This is a genomic window from Lysobacter sp. Soil_N_51 (assembly GCF_057655755.1).
Map to the genome: position 1 here is coordinate 318,031 of NZ_JBDGLR010000002.1, position 17,922 is coordinate 335,952.

17 protein-coding genes and 2 tRNA genes are annotated in these 17,922 nt (G+C 66.7%); 7 read left to right on the top strand and 12 right to left on the bottom strand.

Annotation, left to right across the window (positions count from 1 at the left end):
- Positions 1-211 precede the first annotated feature (211 nt).
- The gene (locus tag AC3A4T_RS04310) at positions 212-1,633 is read right to left on the bottom strand and encodes an aminotransferase-like domain-containing protein (protein ID WP_487674263.1); all 1,422 of its coding nucleotides are present in this window, start codon (positions 1,631-1,633) and stop codon (positions 212-214) included.
- Between the two features lie 383 nt (positions 1,634-2,016).
- On the opposite strand from AC3A4T_RS04310, the gene AC3A4T_RS04315 reads away from it, so the two are divergent.
- Complete coding sequence (locus AC3A4T_RS04315) at positions 2,017-2,928, top strand: DMT family transporter (protein ID WP_057920647.1); 912 nt, start codon at positions 2,017-2,019, stop codon at positions 2,926-2,928.
- Between the two features lie 160 nt (positions 2,929-3,088).
- Here AC3A4T_RS04315 and AC3A4T_RS04320 read toward each other — a convergent pair whose 3' ends face one another.
- The 8 genes from AC3A4T_RS04320 to AC3A4T_RS04355 all read right to left on the bottom strand — a co-directional run bounded on the left by AC3A4T_RS04320 (position 3,089) and on the right by AC3A4T_RS04355 (position 9,614).
- Positions 3,089-3,373, bottom strand: a complete 285-nt coding sequence (locus AC3A4T_RS04320; protein WP_487674264.1) for a hypothetical protein — start codon at positions 3,371-3,373, stop codon at positions 3,089-3,091.
- Between the two features lie 228 nt (positions 3,374-3,601).
- Positions 3,602-4,822, bottom strand: a complete 1,221-nt coding sequence (locus AC3A4T_RS04325) for an RtcB family protein (protein WP_487674265.1) — start codon at positions 4,820-4,822, stop codon at positions 3,602-3,604.
- Positions 4,819-5,703 carry a P-loop NTPase family protein gene (locus tag AC3A4T_RS04330; protein WP_487674266.1) on the bottom strand — a complete coding sequence of 295 codons (885 nt, stop codon included), beginning with the start codon at positions 5,701-5,703 and terminating at the stop codon, positions 4,819-4,821. The genes AC3A4T_RS04325 and AC3A4T_RS04330 overlap by 4 nt, the downstream gene beginning before the upstream one ends.
- A 138-nt stretch (positions 5,704-5,841) precedes the next feature.
- The gene (locus AC3A4T_RS04335; RefSeq protein ID WP_487674455.1) at positions 5,842-6,972 is read right to left on the bottom strand and encodes a slipin family protein; all 1,131 of its coding nucleotides are present in this window, start codon (positions 6,970-6,972) and stop codon (positions 5,842-5,844) included.
- Positions 6,973-7,399: 427 nt separating this feature from the next.
- Positions 7,400-7,467 (bottom strand) — tRNA-OTHER (locus tag AC3A4T_RS04340).
- 2 nt (positions 7,468-7,469) lie between these two features.
- Positions 7,470-7,539: transfer RNA gene (locus AC3A4T_RS04345), tRNA-OTHER, on the bottom strand.
- A 1,050-nt stretch (positions 7,540-8,589) separates the two neighbouring features.
- Positions 8,590-9,153: a cysteine hydrolase family protein gene (locus AC3A4T_RS04350; RefSeq protein ID WP_487674267.1), complete on the bottom strand. Its 564-nt coding sequence runs from the start codon at positions 9,151-9,153 to the stop codon at positions 8,590-8,592.
- A gap of 98 nt (positions 9,154-9,251) precedes the next feature.
- Entirely contained in the window at positions 9,252-9,614 is a 363-nt protein-coding gene (locus tag AC3A4T_RS04355; protein ID WP_487674268.1) for an antibiotic biosynthesis monooxygenase family protein, read from the bottom strand.
- Positions 9,615-9,742: 128 nt separating this feature from the next.
- Here AC3A4T_RS04355 and AC3A4T_RS04360 point away from each other — a divergent pair, with 128 nt between their 5' ends.
- Positions 9,743-10,177, top strand: a complete 435-nt coding sequence (locus tag AC3A4T_RS04360; protein WP_487674269.1) for an Lrp/AsnC family transcriptional regulator — start codon at positions 9,743-9,745, stop codon at positions 10,175-10,177.
- A gap of 37 nt (positions 10,178-10,214) precedes the next feature.
- On the opposite strand, the gene AC3A4T_RS04365 is transcribed toward AC3A4T_RS04360, so the two are convergent.
- Together AC3A4T_RS04365 and AC3A4T_RS04370 are read right to left on the bottom strand one after the other, a co-directional pair.
- Positions 10,215-11,273, bottom strand: coding sequence for a polysaccharide deacetylase family protein (locus AC3A4T_RS04365; protein WP_487674270.1), 1,059 nt, complete (start codon positions 11,271-11,273; stop codon positions 10,215-10,217).
- A 101-nt stretch (positions 11,274-11,374) separates the two neighbouring features.
- On the bottom strand, positions 11,375-11,698 hold the full coding sequence (locus AC3A4T_RS04370) for a DUF6249 domain-containing protein (protein WP_487674271.1): 324 nt from the start codon (positions 11,696-11,698) through the stop codon (positions 11,375-11,377).
- Between the two features lie 242 nt (positions 11,699-11,940).
- On the opposite strand from AC3A4T_RS04370, the gene AC3A4T_RS04375 reads away from it, so the two are divergent.
- The 3 genes from AC3A4T_RS04375 to AC3A4T_RS04385 all read left to right on the top strand — a co-directional run bounded on the left by AC3A4T_RS04375 (position 11,941) and on the right by AC3A4T_RS04385 (position 14,046).
- Complete coding sequence (locus AC3A4T_RS04375) at positions 11,941-12,507, top strand: RNA polymerase sigma factor (protein WP_036109036.1); 567 nt, start codon at positions 11,941-11,943, stop codon at positions 12,505-12,507.
- Positions 12,504-13,013 carry a hypothetical protein gene (locus AC3A4T_RS04380; protein ID WP_487674272.1) on the top strand — a complete coding sequence of 170 codons (510 nt, stop codon included), beginning with the start codon at positions 12,504-12,506 and terminating at the stop codon, positions 13,011-13,013. Before AC3A4T_RS04375 ends, AC3A4T_RS04380 begins: the two co-directional genes overlap by 4 nt.
- A 475-nt stretch (positions 13,014-13,488) precedes the next feature.
- Positions 13,489-14,046: an RNA polymerase sigma factor gene (locus AC3A4T_RS04385; RefSeq protein ID WP_487674273.1), complete on the top strand. Its 558-nt coding sequence runs from the start codon at positions 13,489-13,491 to the stop codon at positions 14,044-14,046.
- A 71-nt stretch (positions 14,047-14,117) separates the two neighbouring features.
- Here AC3A4T_RS04385 and AC3A4T_RS04390 read toward each other — a convergent pair whose 3' ends face one another.
- Positions 14,118-15,032, bottom strand: coding sequence for a hypothetical protein (locus AC3A4T_RS04390; RefSeq protein WP_487674274.1), 915 nt, complete (start codon positions 15,030-15,032; stop codon positions 14,118-14,120).
- On the opposite strand from AC3A4T_RS04390, the gene AC3A4T_RS04395 reads away from it, so the two are divergent.
- Positions 15,031-15,474, top strand: a complete 444-nt coding sequence (locus AC3A4T_RS04395) for a hypothetical protein (protein ID WP_200957290.1) — start codon at positions 15,031-15,033, stop codon at positions 15,472-15,474. The genes AC3A4T_RS04390 and AC3A4T_RS04395 overlap by 2 nt on opposite strands.
- A gap of 102 nt (positions 15,475-15,576) precedes the next feature.
- On the top strand, positions 15,577-17,889 hold the full coding sequence (locus AC3A4T_RS04400) for a hypothetical protein (protein ID WP_487674275.1): 2,313 nt from the start codon (positions 15,577-15,579) through the stop codon (positions 17,887-17,889).
- Positions 17,890-17,922: the final 33 nt, after the last annotated feature.

A 17,922-nucleotide genomic window follows, 5' to 3' on the forward strand; every position in this document is an offset into this window, starting at 1 on the left:
GCCTTGCGCGGCCTTTTTGTTGCGTGTGACTTCGCTTCAATCATCGCGGCCGTCGCTGTTGCCCCCTTTGACAAAGGGGGCGAACGGCCGCGAAGCGGACGTGGGGGATTTGCTTTTGCTTTCGCCGACGTGCGAAGGCGGGAACCTCGCGACTCCTATCCGAAGCGACGCTCGAGCTGCCGAAGCGCGGAGACACACGCCCCCATCGATCTCAACCCTGCAACCGCTTGGCCGCCTCACCCACCGTCCGCAGCGCCGACTCGATCGTCTTGTCCCACACATGCCCGCACCCAAGCCGCACATGATGGGTGTAATCGCCGCGGTTGGAGAACAGATGCCCCGGCAGAATGCCCACGCCCTTGGCCAGCGCGGCTTCGAACAAGGCTTGCCCATCGATTTCGGGCGGCAGTTCAACCCACAAGGTCATGCCGCCGGCCGGTTCCGATACGCAACTGCCCTCGGGCCAATGATCGAGCACCGCCTGCCGATACGCCTGCGCGTTGCCGGCCAGCGCGCGACGCAGCCGGCGCAGGCCGCGCTCGATGTCGTGGCGGGCGAGGAAATCGATCAAGGCCATCTGCGGCAGAGTCGCCGTGGCCACGGTCGAAAAACTCTTGGTGCGAAGCAATTCCGAACGGCGTCGTCCGCCGAGCATCCAACCTACGCGAAGGCCAGGTGCGAGCGTCTTGGAATAGGAACTGCAAGTGACCACGTGCTCGCCGTCGTCATAACGACGCAACGGCGGCGGGCGCTCGCCCGAGTACGCCAGTTCGCCGTACAGATCGTCTTCGATCACCACGGTGCCGTGCGCGGCGCAGGCGGCGACGATCTCGCGCTTGGCATCGTCGCAGGTCAGGCTGCCGAGCGGGTTGTTGAAACTCGGCACCAGCAGCGCCGCGCGCACCGCGTGGCGTTCGAGCAATTCGCGCAGTTGCGCCGGGTCGATGCCGCGGCCCGGGTGGTTCGGCAGTTCCAGCACGCGCAGGCCGTGCGCGGCCACCGCTTGCAGCAGGCCGTGGTAGGTCGGGGTTTCCAGGATCACGATGTCGCCGGGGCGGGTCACGGTGCGCAGGGTCAGGCTGATCGCCTCCATCGCGCCTGCGGTGATGATGACTTCGTCCGGATCGATCTCGGCGCCGCATTGCGCGTAGCGTTCGGCGATGCGTTCGCGCAGTTGCGGCAGTCCTTGCGCAACGGTGTAGCTGAGCGCGGTTTCGGGATCGCGGCGCATCGCGCGCGCGACCGAGGCGGCCAGCGCGGCGGTCGGCAGCAGCGAGGAGGCCGGGGTCGCGGTATGCAGTGGGACCAGATCGCGTCGCGACTGCACGTCGAGCACGCCGAGCAAGGCCGGGTTGCGTACCGGCATCGGCGTGCGCGACAGATGGCGCGCGCGCGATCCGCGCGGCGGTGCGGTCGCCGCGGCGCGCACGTAATAACCTGAGCGAGGCCGTGCCTCGATCAGACCCTCGCGTTCGAGTTGCTGATAGGCCTCGACCGCGGTCGCCAGACTGATGCGCTGATCGCGCCCGAGCCGGCGCAGCGAGGGCAGGCGCTCGCCCGCGCGCAGCACGCCGCGCTGGATCTGGCGGCGCATGCGATCGGCGAGGCGTTCGTAGAGCAGGTCGTGGGTCATGGCGCGCTTTGGTGTGATCGAAAACCGGCGATTGAGAGCCGAGGATGGAAAGCCCCTCTCCCGCCTGCGGCGACCGAAGGAAGTGCAGAGCTGAGAGGGGTTGGGGTGAGGGGGCCGGCGCAGCGATGCAGCTGCGATCCGAGCCGGCGTCGAACAGATGCGATGCGGCGACGCTGGTTTGACCTCGATCTTGTTGCCCTCACCCTAACCCTCTCAGCTCTGCACTTCCTTCGGTCGCCGCAAGCGGGAGAGGGGACTGTCCGGTGTCCAGGCACGACGAAACTGTACCGGTCAAAATCCATCCTAACTGAATCTGTATCGGTCCGCGGCCCGGCCCTAACCTGAGCTTCCCCCTCCCGCGAAGCGTCCCCGCTTCGACCGCCATGAGCCCCAGCGCCACCCCCGCCGAGTCGCGGACCGCCCTGATCCAGTTGCTGATCGCCGAACTGCTGATCGGCTCGGTCGGCGTGTTCGTCCACGAGAGCGGACAGAACGCGATCACCGCGGTGCTGTTCCGCTGCATCTTCGGCTGCGCGTTCCTGATCGTGTGGGGCTCGGCGCGCGGCCTGTTCCGCGGCCTGCTCGGTGAGCGCGCGTTGATCCGCTCGGCGATCGTCAGTGGCGTGTTACTGGTGCTGAACTGGGTCGCGCTGTTCGCCGGGATGGCGCGTTCGTCGATCGGCGTGGCGACGATGGTCTACCACTTCTTTCCGTTCGTGATCCTGGGCATGGCGGCGATGTTCTACGGCGAGCGCACCCGCGCCGCCGATCTGGGCTGGACCGCGATCGCCTTCGTCGGCGTGCTGTGTTCGGCCGATCCGTTCAAGCTGTGGAACAGCGCCGGCAGTGGCTATCTGATCGGGGTCGGTCTGACCTTCGTCGCGGCGATCCTGTGCGGCGCGTCGTTGCTGCTGTCGCGGCGGATCAGCCGCGAGCGGCCGTTCGCGGTGGTGCTGATCCAATGCTTGGTCGGCGTGGTAATGCTCGCGCCGTTCGCCGACTACGCGGCGGTGTGGACGCCGGGCAGTCACTGGTTCTGGCTGGCCGGCCTGGGCCTGATCCACAGCGGCGTGTGCTACGTGCTGTTCTATTCGTCCTATCCGCGGCTGCAGGTCGCGACCATCGCCGTGCTGGCCTTCATCTACCCGGTGATCGCACTGCTGCTCGACTACCTCGTCTACGGACGCACGCTGGCGCCGGTGCAGAGCGTGGGCGTGGCGCTGATCGTGCTCGGCACGCTCGGGGTCAACCTGAAATGGCAATGGCGTCGTCGCCCGGTGGCGGTCAGCGCCTGATCGCTCCGCTGGCTGTCGAGATGCCCACTCTCGCGATGCACGACTTACTCGACCCGATTCGCGCAATCGCGCGGATCAGCAGACGTTTGTTCTGCTCGTTCGGTGCAGGGACGCGCCGGCGGGGAATTTAACGCGTCGCTACAGGGGTGACGCGCGAGGCTCAGTCGGCCAGCACCAGGCGCCATGCGCCTTCGACATCGCCTTCGACGTTCTGCCACGGCACCGGGTCGTTGCCGCGCAGCCGATCCCAGCCGCGCGCGAGTTCCTCGCGGATATCGTCCCAGTGGCGTTCGCCGTGATGCAGGCGCGCGCCGATGCCGTAGGTGATCGCCAGTTCGCGGGTGCGATGCGAGATCGCGGCCGCCGCGGCGGCGGCCGACAGGCAGGGTTCGCACTCTTGATCTGCGCGCTCAGAAGACAGCCTGTCGAAATGGCGATAGCTCATGAGCGAAGTCCGTTGGCATTGCGCTTGCATTAGGACGATATCGGTTTTGCGTTCCAAAGGGGTTACGAAAAGTCGCCAGCGCACAGACAAAGCGCGAGCGATGTCGCAAACGCGCGTTCGAAATTCACCGTATCTCGACGTCTCCGCCAAAAGGCGGAGAGGCCGGTCCCATTTCCGCCAAAAAAAACGCCGCCCGAAGGCGGCGTCGCAGGCGCGACGAAGCGCGCTTCAACCCTTGATGCAGACCACCTGGCGCAAGGTGTGGACCACCTCGACCAGATCGGCCTGCGCGGCCATCACCGCCTCGATCGGCTTGTACGCCGCCGGCGATTCGTCGATGACCGCCGCGTCCTTGCGGCATTCCACGTGGGCGGTCGCCTCGCGGTGTTGCTTGAGGGTGATCTGCTGCCGCGCCTGGGTGCGGCTGAGCACCCGGCCGGCGCCGTGGCTGCAGCTGTGGAAGCTGTCCGCGTTGCCCTTGCCGCGCACGATGTAGCTGCGCGCGCCCATGCTGCCGGGGATGATGCCGAGTTCGCCCGCGCGAGCGCTGACCGCGCCCTTGCGGGTGACCCACAACGATTCGCCGAAATGCTCCTCGCGCTGCACGTAGTTGTGGTGACAGTTGACCGCGGTCTTCTCCAACTGGAACTTGGGCAACTGCGCGCGCATCGCGTGCAGCACCCGCTCCATCATCGCCTCGCGGTTGTGGCGGGCGTAGTCCTGCGCCCACGACACCGCTTCGATGTAGTCGTCGAACAGCGGCTCGCCTTCGAGGAAGAAGGCCAGGTCGCGATCCGGGACATGAAAGCCGAGCACGCGTTTTTCCAGTTCGCGCCGGGCCAGTTCGATGAAGTAGCTGCCGATCAGGTTGCCGGTGCCGCGCGAACCCGAGTGCAGCATCACCCAGACGAAACCGGCTTCATCCAGACACACTTCGATGAAGTGGTTGCCGCCGCCGAGCGTGCCCATCTGCTTGTCGAACTTGTCGGTGCGCAGCTTGCGGTGTTTGTCGTGGATGCGATCGAGTTGCCCGGCCAGCCCGGACTGGGCCAGCCGGGTGTCGATGCGGTCGGGACGCTTGCGATGCTCGCCGCCGCGGCCGTTGCCGACCGGGACCACGCGCTCGATCGCCGAACGCAACGCGGCCAGGCTGTCGGGCAATTGCTCCGCCCGCAGCGTGGTCCGCACCGCGGCCATGCCGCAGCCCAGGTCGACGCCGACCGCGGCCGGGATGATCGCGCCGCGGGTCGGCACGACCGAGCCGACGGTCGCGCCCTTGCCCAGGTGGACGTCGGGCATCACCGCGACCCAGGGCCCGACATGCGGCAGGGCGGCGATGTTGCGCAGTTGCCGCCGCGCGCCTTCGTCCACGGGCACGCCGCGGACCCAGGCCTTGACTGGCACCGAGCCTTCTTCGGCGTGCAATAGTTCGTAACTTGATGTGTTCATGAGTGGTAATCCTTATAGCTGGCGACGTTTCGTATCGATCCGCGGTATTTGCGACCGGGCCGCCTGGGTTTATTCCAGCCGATGGCCTGCTGATACGGATCGGGCTCGGCGCCGTTGCGGAGTCCGTGCTCGATCAATTCCGATCTGCTGAGTTGCCGCTTGCGCGCGGCGTACAACTTGCAAGAGCCGTACATCCGGCATCGCTCGCCATCGCACTGGGTGACCTTCTTGTGGGTGATCGCATCGAACGGAAATACTCTGGTGACACTGCGCCGGCGTTGCTCGGGCTTGCGGGGTTCGGCTTGCGGTGGCACCGGCATGAGTTCGATCTCGTACCAGATGCCGTCGATCCGTCGCAGTTGGCGCCTTTCGCTCAGACGACGCAGGTCGGGCTCCAGCCCGAGTCGATTTTCCTTCACGCGCTGGCTGTGCTCCCGCCGCATCTGCGCGCGAAGACGAATCGCCGACTCGTTGATCGCAACAAGGCCGCTGTCGGGGTCGACGTAAAGTCTCCGGTCGGTGTCCTCCAGTCGCAGCAGCCCTCGCCACGAATCCCGTACGTGCAGGACGCCGCCGATATCCCAAACCTCCAGTGCAATCAGGGAGGGCAGGTAGTGAAAAATCTGATCGTGGGTTGGATTTTTCGGATCACGTTGTGCACACAGCTGTGCGTACACCGCATTCCAAGGTTGCCCGACCTGACTGGCCAGATAGCGACGTAGCGGGTTCAGATTTTTGCGGCTGAACCAGTAACCGCGGCGCATCATTCTTTCCCGTGGCGGCGCATCCTCGATGTCCTTTACAGGACGTCCCGGCTTGTCCCAGCCCCAGCCTTTCGGTGGCGACCGTTCCAGCAGTACGTCGTACATATCGTTACGCATACAAATTTTTCCGACAGATAGCGTCACGCCGGCTACCCGGCGCGACATATCGGCCGCTCCATCGGAGCGGCCTTCGCGTTTTCGCTTACGGCCGACGCGCTATCGGAATCCGGACGGCGGTGCCGTCCGGTCCTGCGTTCAGCCGTTGCCCTTCAGGCTGACCAATTGCTTCATGACTCCCTCCAGACCGCCGAACACGGTCAACTTGTCGATTTTCTCGGTGATCTTTTCCAAGGCCTCGAGTTCCTTCAGGCGCATCAGCACCGGACTGTCCTCGATCAGCTTGGCGGTATTGAGCAGGCTGCGGGTGGCGTTCGCCTCTTCGCGACGGCGGATCACGTTGGCTTGCGCCGTCTTCTCCGCCTGCACCACGCCGTTGAGGATCTCCTTCATCTCGCCCGGCAGGATCACGTCCTTGACGCCGACGCCCAGCACCTCTACGCCGACCTGCGAAGCCTGACCGCGCACGTAACCGAAGATGTCGGCATCGAGCGAGGCCTTGTCGCCGAGCAGTTCGTCCAGGGTCTTGGCCGAGACCGCCTTGCGCAGACCGTACTGCAGCTCGCGATAGACGTGATCGAGGTACTTGGCGACCTGGGTGCGCGCGGCGACCGGGTCGGACACGCGCAGGCTGGCGGCCAGGTTCACGCGCAACGACACCTTGTCGCGGGTCAATAATTCCTGACCCGATACTTCCATCGACTGCACGCGCAACTCGATCACTTCGACCGCGACGTTCTTGCGCACGTTCCAGAACGCGTAGGCGCCTGGTTCGAGACGGCGCACGAACTTGCCGTCGACGAACAACAGGCCGGCCGACTGGGTCGGCACCACGCCGGCGACCGCGACCTTATCGAGGTAGCTGAGCTGACGCAGCGCGTTGGCGACGTCGCGCTCGACTTCCAGACCCTCGCTGAGTGCGACCGTGTGGATGGCGATCTCGGCCAGGCCTTTCCAGTACAGACGGCGGGTGCCGGGCGGCAGCACATCGGCGACGCGGCCGTTGCGCAGCATCAAACCGATCTCCTGCATGCCAAGGTCGGCCAGCACGAAGTGGTTTTGCAAACGCGGGCCGAGACCGGCGATCAACGCCTCGGCGTCGCGGCCGTTGTATTCGGCGTTGACGATCGAGTGCGGCGACAGCTCGAGCTCGCGCTTGAAGTCGCCGATGCGATGGACGCCGGGGCCGAGCACGCGCTCGATGCGGCGGTTGCGGTACACCAGGACGCGCTCGGCATCGCCGACCACGACCTTCTTGATCCAGAACATGACGATCTCCTTGAGGTTCTGGTGATCCGATCCGTGGTGATGGCCGTCGCGACCGAATCGGTTGTCGCGGCGGCGCGGGTGGCGTTGCGCCGAGGCGCAGCGGTACGTCGTCGCGTACGCGATGCGCACGCAACCTGGAATGGGATCCGCCGAAAAGCGCGGCGAACGGAATAAGTTGGAAACGCCCCTGACGCCGACATCGCGAAACCCGCGCGTGCTGAACGCGGAGCCGGTGCGGCCGGGCATCGTGACGATCCTTGTCGCGATGCGTTCGCCGCGCCGTTCCCGCGCCTTGCGGGCGAGGGGCCGGCGATGCCGTCGCTGCGGTGTCCGTTGCGCGTCCTATATCAGCGACGCTTGGCGAAACACCACACGGGGCGTTTCCTGGGTTGGAACTTTCGTTCCGTACGAACTGCTGGAAGGCAGTTGGGGATAACGGGAATCGAACCCGCGACCACAGCATGAATGCCGCGCTCTACCGACTGAGCTATATCCAATAGAAAGGCTCGGATTTGAACCGACGACCCGCGCACTAGTCGCTGCTCTACCTGGCTGAGCTACCTTCCTGGGGCGCAACACCCATCCACGCACTTCGGCATACGCCACGGCAACGCCGCGCGCACCGGACGGGATGCGAACCCGTACCGCTGTAGTGCGTTTCATCGGATGCTGCGTATTGCCGTGTGTCGCCACACGGCAATGGGTTGGGGCGCATGCGCCCGTTCGTTGTCACACGCACGCACCGCCCGTACCGAAGCACCGGGGTACAGCGCTACAAGCGCCTCGACGGCTTAACCCCTGTGACTGCGATGCTTCGGGGCCTTGTGCGTATGCCTTGTTTTAAGGGGTTACGGCAGTTCCTTTGCGAGCGCTGAAACGAAAACGCCCCCGGTGGTGAACCGAGGGCGTTCGCGTTCCTCGGGAGATCGGGGCGACCGATCTCCCGTGGCAAAGGGAGTCAGTCCGGCGTGTGCGGAATATCGATGCGACCGCGCTGCGACCGCGCGCAGTCGCGCATGCCCAGGCGCGCGGGCCCGGTGGCGTTCTGCTTGGCGATGTAGGCGTTGAAATGCATGGAAGGCGGTCGGTTCGCTGAAGTGGGTGGACGATGGGCGCGAACAATACGCGCGGGAAAATCGATATGCAAGACCGTTCGTCGTGTTGTGAGTGGTTTTTGTTTGGGTCGGCTGCGTTGATGTGTCGCGAATGAGAAGGGTTGGAATGTTTAGGCTTCAATGCAGATGCTCGTATCCACGCTGACAATTACATCGACATCGACATCGACATCGACATCGATATCGATACCGATATCGGCAGACGGCAGACGGCAGACGGCAGACGGAGACGGACAAAGACGACAGTTCCGGTGCAGACATATCCTTCCAGACCGTCATTCCCGCGAAGGCGGGAATCCAGCGACTTTGTCGTACCTGCACGAAGGTCTCTGGATTCCCGCTTTCGCGGGAATGACGGTCTGGATGGATTGCTTTGGCTTGTTGCCCTCACCCCGGCCCTCTCCCGCAAGCGGGAGAGGGAGAGGGGCGCGCAAGCGCATCGGGGTTTTCGGGCGGCGTCGACGCGACGGTGCCGTCGATCGCGATGATCGCGACAGCGCCGTCAGACCCCGATCATCGCGACGATGTCATCGACATTCATCACTTCGGCGAACTCCGCCCGCAACGTGGCCATATGCGCGCGGCTCACTGCGTCGGCGGGGATCGCCGAACCATCGGCATCGAGCAGATCGAAACAGAAACACGCATCGGCGATCACCACGGTGCGATAGCCGAGGTTGCTGGCGACGCGCGCGGTGGTCGACACGCACATGTCGGTGCTGATGCCGAACAGCACGACCGTGTCGATGCCAAGGCGACGCAGGCGCAGATCCAGGTCGGTGCCGATGAAGGCGGCGTTGACCGATTTGCCGACCACGGCCTCGCCGGCCAGCGGTTCGAAGCCTGGACGGAACGCGTTGCCCGGATGCGAGGGATGCAGGGTCGACGCGTCGATGATCGAGTCGTGGCGTACGTGGATCAGCGGCCAGTTCTTCGCGCGCCAGGCTTGCAACAAGCGCTGGCCGTTTGCTTCCATCTGTGGATTGTTGCGCGGACCCCACGGCCGATAGTCGAAGCCGCGCTGTACGTCGATGGGAATCAGCGCGGTGCGTTGCGGATCGATCATGGTTCGGTGCCTGCTGCGTTGAGAGGGAATGAGTTGTGTGTCGCGCTGATCCGGAAGGTCGCGGTGAAGATCCGATCCGCGACGCATCGACTTGCCCTTCATTCGTCCAGGTCGGTTCGCGCACTTCGCGGCCCGCCATAGGCGCGTTGCACGATCGCCACGCGCTGCTCGAAACGTTGATACCAAAGCCGATGGCCCAGATCGCGCGCGACCGTGTGCTCGGCGTGCTCGCGCCAGGCGCGAATCGCGTGTTCGCTGTCGAAGTAGGCGACGGTGATGCCGAAGCCGTCGGCGCCGCGGGTCGATTCGAAACCCAGGAATCCGGGTTGCTGGCGCACCAGTTCGACCATGCGCGTCGCGGCGCGGTCATATCCGGCCTTGTCGTGCGCGTTGCGCTGCGAGGAGAAGATCACCGCGTAATACGGCGGGGCGGGCAGGTCGGCGAAGGCGGAGGCGGACATCGGCGGGCCGGATCGGGAAACCACGGTCACTGTGCGTGTTCGCCCGCGCCGGTCTCAACCCGGCACAATGCCGGTCTCGCCCGGCGCGCCGGGCATCCGCATGCGCCGCGCAACCGGAGCCGCCGCCGATGAAGACCCTGGACGATGTGGATCGCAAGCTGATCGCGCTGCTGCAGGACAATGCGCGGCTGTCGACGGTGGCGCTGGCCAAGGCGGTGGCGCTGTCGCGCAGCAGCGTGCAGGAACGGCTGCAACGGCTGGAAGCCGGCGGCGTGATCGCGCAGTACACGGTGCGGCTCGGCAGCGGCGGCGATCCGCTGCGGGCGTGGTTGTTGCTGCGTTACGGCGATGGCTTCAGCTGCGACGATGTGGTGCCGTTGCTGGTCGAGCTGACCCAGGTGCGGCTGGTCCACAGCGTGGCCGGCGAGACCGACCTGATGGTGCTGGTGGAAACGCGCACGCCCGGCGAATTGGCCGACCTGCGCGAAAAAGTCGCGGCGATGAAGGGCGTGGACGACGTGACCACGATTCCGGTGCTGCGCACGGCGCTGGATCGCTTGTAGTCGCCGCTGGCCCGCGTCGCCACGACGCGGGATGCGGCTATTCGGATTCGAGATCGGCCAGCGTCATCACCCAGGCCGGCACTTCGGGTTCATCGCCGAAGAAACTCGCCGGCTTCTTCTCGCCGATCGCCCAGCGGTGGATCCAGCTCGGTCCGGCCGGGCCGGTGTAGGCGTCGGCGCGCCGGTAGGCCGGATCGCGCATGGCTTCGTCGAGGCCGATGAAGCGATAGCCGCGCTTTTGCACCATCTTGACCAGGTCGCCGTAGGTGTCGGCGTTGAGCAGGTTGGCGTGGATCAGCCAGGTCTGCGGCAGGTTGTAGCCGAGCAGGGCGATCGACTGCTGTTCGTAGTAGTCGATTTTCGCGCCCATGTAGGCGATGTATTCGCGCCGCAGCCGGGCCTTGAGCTTGGCGGCGTCCTTGGCGTCGGCGGCGTGCAGGTACGCGCCGGCCCAGATCCAGTCGGAGTTGTCGACCGTGACCGGCGCGATGCGGTAATCGTGTTCGCTCAGAAAGCGTTCCAGCCCGGCCTTGTCCTGCGCGCTGCGTCCGGCGCGCAGATAGGGATGGCGGAACCAGTGCGGTTGTTGGCCGCGCGCCTGCAACAGCGGTCGCAGTTGCCGTTCGCCGCGCAGGATGTCGTCCTGATACGCCGGCAGGCCGACCTCGTGCAGGTCGGCGTGGGCGTAGGTGTGATTGCCCAAGGTGGCGCCGGCGTCGAGCCAGTCGCTCAGCATCGCCACGCGTTCGGGCTGCAGCTTGCCGTCGTGTTCGAGTTTGCCTTCGTTGACGAAGCCGATCGCGGGAATGCCGGCGCGTTTGATCGCCGCGACCAGGCGGCGATGGCCGGGCAGGGCCTGCGCGGTGCTGATGCCGGGCAACTGCACCCAGGGCAGATCGTCGATGGTCATGACGATGCGGCGATCGGGCGTGGTCTTGTCAGGCTCGGCGTTCGCGTCGGTTTTCGGATCAGAGCCGGAATCGGAACTGGAGCTGGCGATCGCGGCGCCCAGCGGCTGCGCGGCGAGCAACACGGAGGCCAGCAGCGGCGCCAGCAGGCGGCCGGGCAGGCGAGGGAGCGAGGTGGGCGGGCGCATGCGCGGTTCCGGGACGGGAAGCGGCGATCATCGCCGCCTCCGCGCCGCCTGCAAACCGCCTTGCGGCCCGGAGCGGGCGCGCAAGGCGCGGAGATGCGACGTCAGTCCAACTTGCGCGAGATGAAGTAGTAGGCCAGATTGCCGAGCCCGACCGCGCCGAGCAGCACCGCGATCGTGCCGGGTGTCGCATCGTTCCAACCGGCGCCTTCGATGATGCCGAAGCCGATCGCGAGCAGGACCATGACGATGCCCCAGCGCAGGGCGCCGTGGCGGCGGCGGATGTCTTCGTCGCGGGCCATCGAGCGCAACAGCTCTTCGGCGCCGCCGGTGGACAGCAGTTTGCTGCGGAAACGCGCCTCGACGACGATCTTGATCGCGAAGACGATGCAGATGAACAGGGTGATGGGGACAAGGATTCCAGGCATGGCGGCAGTCTCGGTGGGTTCGGGTCTCGGTGCAATGGATACGGGGCCGCGGCGATCGGTTGCAGCCCGGTGCCCGGCGCGCCGCGACCATGGGCCGGGGCGTTGCCGGCCTGCCGCGATCCCGGCTGGTAGCCGTCAGGGGCCAGGAAGGGGTGACAGGTATCATTCGCAGATCGGTGCGACCGCCACTGCAACCGGCGGCGCCCCCGCCGCATCCTCAGTGCGATGACCGGTCCTACACCATGAACGACGATCGCAGCCTGGTCGCTGCCGTGCTCGCCCAGACGCCGGGCGCTTTCGAGCGCCTGGTCCGCGAGTACCAAGGGCTGTGCTGGCACATCATCCAGCGCATGGTCCGCCACCCCGACGACACCCGCGAGCTGTGTCAGGAGGCGTTCCTGCGCGTCCACCAGTGCCTGCATCAGTACCGCCACGAGAGCGCGCTCAAGTCCTGGATCGGCCAGGTCGCCTACTCGGTGGCCAAGCGCCATCTGGAACGCAAGCGCATTCCGATCGTGGAAGTGGCCGACGACGAGGATGCGCTGTCGCCGCTGGACATGGTCAGCGACGGCTTCGATCTGGAGGCGGCCTGCGCCGACGAGGAGGTCGCCGCCGGCCTGCACGCCGAGATCGAGGCCCTGCCGCCGTTGCAGCGCACGCTGCTGACCCTGTATCACCTGGAAGAAGTGCCCATCGGCGAGATCGCCGCCATGACCGGCCTGGCCGAGGGTACGATCAAGAGCCACCTGTTCCGAACCCGCGCGCGACTGCGTCAGCGCCTGGAAGCCCGGCTGGGAGAATTCGCATGAACCGCAAGACCTTCGACGATAAAAACGCCAACGACCGCGCCGCGCCGGAGTTCGACGACCCGCGCATGGAACGCGAATGGCAGTTGCAGGAACGCGCCCAGCGCGAGGAACGCGCCGGTGCGCCGATGGCCGCCGACGATCCGCGCCTGGCCCAATACCGCCTGCTGACCCGCGCGCTGCGCGCGCCGGTGATGGAGCCGATTCCGTTCGGTTTCGCCGAACAGGTCGCGCGCCGCGCCCAGGCCGTCGCCACCGGCAACGACCGGGTCGAACGCTATCTGCAGCAGTTGCTGCTCGGCGCTCTGGTGCTGGCGGGCGTCTGGTTCGCCTGGTCGAGCAGCGCCGGCTGGCTGCCGGCGATGCTGCAAGGCGTGTCGCAGGGTTTGCCGCAGGGCGCGTTGTCGTGGGGTCCGGTGGTGGTCGCCTGCTGCGCCTTGACCTGGGGCTGGGACGGCGTGGCCCGCGTCGTCGGCCTGGACCGCGGCCGTGGCGGACACGCGGCCTGAGGCCCATGGTCCGCCGGCTGCATCGCCTTGAGTGATCGCTGAGGGCTCGCGGGCCCTCGACCTCGATACGGCCGGATGTTCCGGCCATCCCATCCGGACGCCTCGCGCGCGGTTCGATCGTCGCGATCGCCGCGCGCGACCGCGGTCGCGTGTCCGCGGTGGCGCATGCGGATCGCCGCCGCCTGCCGCCTGATTCGCCGCGCAAGCCCCTGACACCCGAACGCGGCGCGCGCCGCGCGCGCGAACGACCGCGCGCTTCGCACACGCGCGCGCAACGCGATAAGGCGCTCGCACAGGACGCGCGCGCGTTCGCGAACGCGCGCGCGGCGGCGAAAAACCACTTGTATTTCGGTATAGCGACGGGGTGCGCAGTTCGCCGCGCTTAGCCGTCGGCGCGTGTCACCCAAGTAACAGCCATCGTCGGACCCCCTCACCAGACTCGCCTGCACATGCTTCAAAACAGGAGAGACGACAGATGGAACGTCCCAAGATGGATCGCGGCCAGTTCAAGGCCGCCGATGAAATGTTCGCCAATGCATGGCGGGCGAGCCTGCCGGAACTGGAAGCGCGCGCGCGCCGTTTCGCCGAGGGTCAGCGCGATCGCGCCGAGGAATTGCTGGCCAATACCGCGATCAAGGCCTTGCTGTTCATGCGTCGATCGCCGCAGACCATCACCGACCCGTGCGGGTTCTTGTTCGTGGTGCTGCGGCATGTGTTTCTCGACAGCGTGCGCCGGCGCGGACGCGACCGCGAAGTGTTCGACCGCCATCGCGACATCGACAGCGACAGCAACGGTTTCGCCCACGACGGCCTGTCGGCCTTGCAGAAGCTGGAGCTCGACCAGCAGCTCGGTCGCGTGGTCAACGCGGTCGCGCGCCTGAGCCGCGATCAGCGCCGCCTGTTCGCCTACCGCTTCATCGACGACCTGCCGTATCCGGTGATCGCCGAGAAGCTGCACATCAATCAGCCGCTCGCGCGCAAACGCGTGGAGCTGCTGCGCAACCGGATCAAGTCGGCGATGGCGCGCGATTGACGCGGCATCGCGCCGATCGCCGCACGTCGCATCGGGATGTCGCGGCGTGGCCGTCATCGTCAAATCGCGATTCACAACGCTGACAGGACCGCGTTCCACCGTTTAGACCGATAACGAAAGCCGCACCGATCAGCGCCAATGGGCGCCGGTGGTGCCGATTCCCTCACCACCGCTTCTTCAAGGACAGGCTCATGGCCGACACACCCGTCAACTCGCAGATCACCGACGCCGTCACACAGACCAACGTCAAGGTGGTCGCCGAAGCGCCCGCGCAGGCCATCGCCTCGCTGTACCAGGTATCGAGCCACTCGACCGGACTGGCCCTGCAGAACGCGGTCCACAGTCAGCAGGTGCTCAACCAGATCTCGAGCGCGGTGGTGTCCAAGGCGGTGCAGATGATCATGGCGGTCGGTGACAAGCCATGACCGTCGCGGCGGCACGCGGGCGAACGGGCAGTGAGCGGATGCGTCCGCACGGACGCGCAGGAGCGACGCGATGAGACGGTTCGGCAGAAGCAATAATCCCACCACGACGTCCGCCGCCAATGCGACCGGCGCGTCTGCCGCCGCGGCGCCTGCTGCGTCCGCCGACACGGCGCTCGCCGCGCCCGCGACGACACCGGACGCAGCGGCGCCGAGCACGCCGGCGGCGACCACCACCGCATCCGCGGCGGCAAGCGATGCGGACGTAGCCAACACCGCGTCGGCGGCCACCATTCCCAACGATGTCGCCGCCGCGGTGCCGGCGACTGCGACCACCGATGCAGCGAGTGCCGCGTCGGCCGGAGCGTCGGCATCCACGCCGCCCGCCGCCGCGCCAAGCGCAAGCTCCGCCGCCGCGGCGCCCGCGTCGACCGCATCCGATCCTTCGCCGTCGTCGTCATCGCCCGCATCGTCATCGCCCGCATCGGCATCGGCATCGCCCGCCGCGACCGCGGCATCGCAACCGCCGCCCTCGCCTTTGTCCGCGTCGCGCAGTCTCGCCATGGCCCAGGCCGGCGGCGGCAACGGCGCGCCGACCGATGCCTTGAACAAGCAGATCGTGCAGGCGGTGGTGTTCACCAACGCCGAAACCGCGTCGTACGCGCCGTCGCAGATCGCGACCGGCCCGGACATGATGATCAGCCAGGCCGCCGGCCTGGTCGCGCAATCGGCGGCGGCGTACTTCGACGGCGTCACCAAGATCGCCCTGGCCAGCCAAGGCGTGTTGATGAAGCAGATGACCCAGGACCTGATCGAAGGCAACGTCGAGCAAGCCGCCGAAGACGCGCTGGGCGTGCTCGCCACCGACGTCTTCATGGGCGCGGCCGCGGCCGTCGCCGCGGCGGCCGGCGCGATGGAAGCCGCATCGGCGGGCTTCGCGATCGATCGCATCGACCAGAGCATCGCCAAGTACTCGACGCTGTTGCAGAACCGCAAGAGTTCCTGACCGACTTCGTTCACCCACACAACTCGCCGCAGCGCACGCGCGGGCCGCACCGGCCCGCGCCATGGCCCGGTGTTGCCGCGATAACCGCAAAGGATCCCGATCATGGCTTATTTCTCGTTGCCCGCGCTGACCCTGCCGAGCTATCGCTTCGACTACCACAGCCACTTCGGCGGCATCCTGCCGGTCGAGAACGAGGCCGCGGTCGCGACCGACGCCGTTCCGCTCGACATCACCTACCAGGTGCAGGACCAGGGCGTCACGGTCGATACCAAGGTCACCGTCACCGTGATCAAGGGCCAGCAGCTGACCCTGGCCGGGCTGTTCGGCGGCACGCTCGACGAGCAGCAGCCCGAACGCGGCGCGCTGTCGCTGTTCCTCAAGGCCTTGATGCTGATGGAGGAGAGCAATCCGCTGGCCGCCCTGGCCGCCAGCCGCAACCGTTCGCGTTACGAGCGGGGTGAGTGCATCGCCGAAGACATCTATATCGCCTGCGTCTGCCTGGCGAACCAGCTCAAGCTCGACGCCGTGCGCGATGCCGCCGCCACCGATCCGGTGCTGTACAAGACCGTGCGCAGCGCGCTGGAACGGCTGGCCTTGGCGCCGCCGCCCGGCCAGCCGCGGCCGATCGAAGCGCTGATGCCGCTGTTGCGTTACTTCAACGACAAGATCTACAGCGCCAGCAAGTACACGCCGTTCGACGACGCGTACCGCATGCGCTCGTTCGCGATGAAGAAGTTGCGCGCCGAAGTCGGCGGCGAGGAGCGCTACCTGCAATGGATCGCGATGAGCCTGCGTTATCTCGAGCAGGAGGGCATCGCGCATGCGCAACTGGCGATGGGCGAAGACGAGGTGCGCGTCGCCAACGCGGTGCTCAGCGCCTACAACAAGGCGCGCAAGACCTGTTACAAGCTGCTCGCGCACACCGCGACGGTGTACGCCGGCGACAAGGCGCTCGAGCACGAGCTCACCAGCAAGATCCTGCCGCTGTTCCTGGACCCGAGCTTGAACGAGCTGATCGGCATCGACCTGCTGGGCAGCGAGAACAAGGTCGGCAACTACACCGAGCTGTTCTCCTTCCTCACCGCGCAGAAGAACGCGCAATCCGCTCCGCTGACCCAGTTCTTCGGCAACGTCGATCAGTCGCGCGCGCTGCAGCTGGTCAGTCACATCCATTGCGGCGAGGGCATGGGCGTGGCCGCCGACAACCGCTCGGCGATCGGCTATGCGATGGCCTATTCGCGGCATCTGCCGGGCCCGGAGTTCTACCGCGCCTACGCGCAGTACGTGCTGGCCTGCCAGATCGCCGCGCAGGGCCGCCGCGCCGACAACGCCCGCGGCACCGCCGGCACCCATGCGCACAAGGACAATGGCGTGTCGGGCCTGTTCGACGAAATGTTCCGCAACGATTCGCTGACCGTCGACGGCCTGACCCTGCGCCGCTACGACGGCAACAGCGTGCGCACCCAGGAACTCGTCGCCTACGCCGGCAAGCGCAACATGATGGCGCTGTGCGAATCGCTGGACCGCTCCTCGCTGCCGGCGACGGTTCCGCCCGCGCCGCCGGCGTCGCCCTCGAGCTACTACAACGTGTTGACCGCCGACGGCAGCCTGTTCGGCTTCCGCCTCGGTCATGCGTATTACTACCGCAGCTTCGTCGCCGCGCGTTATCCGCTGATCGCGTTCGACACCAACCTGGGCAGCAACTCGATCACCGGCGCGTCCGGCCTGTTCGCCTCGGCCGAGGGCTATCGGCTCAATCGCGGTTTCCGCCACCTCGACGGTTATGTCGACACCGATCTGCTCACGACCGTGAGCGACAAGGTGATGTTCACCGGCCTGCAGGCGCTGAGCGACAGCCAGGTCGCCAGTCTGATGACCCTGGCGCGCGGCTCCGCGACCCTGGCCGATCTGCTGCAACAGGGGCAGGGCACCTTGTCGGGGCTGCTCAACGCCGCGATCGCGCCGATCGCGCCGAAGATGGACTCCGCCGCCAACTACGCGAGTTTCTCGGCCCTGGTCACCGCGATGGTCGGCGCCAACACCTCGCCGAGCGTGTGGTTCGCGGCGCTGGCGCGGGTGCTCAACCTGTTCATCAACTGGCGTTCGTACCTGCTGGGCTCCGATGCGCAGGGCGTCGAGCACACCAACGTGCAGGACGAATTCCTGCGCTGCGTGCTGTTGCTGGCCTACAACGTCGCGCCGTTCGATACCTCAGCGCAAGGCGCGGCCGAGGTCGGCAAGCAGTTGCAGGCGCTGGTGACCACCATCTCCGCCGCCTACTGGCAGACCACGGTCGGGCCGCTGGCGGGCAATGACAGCGGGCCTCAGACCGCCGCCGCCATCGCCGGTTACAAGGCGCCGGCCTCGGTCGTCACCGTCACCCGCGCGGTCCTCGCGCAGGGCGCTTCGGCCTGATCGGCGGCCGCATTGCGTATCGCATCCCTTGTA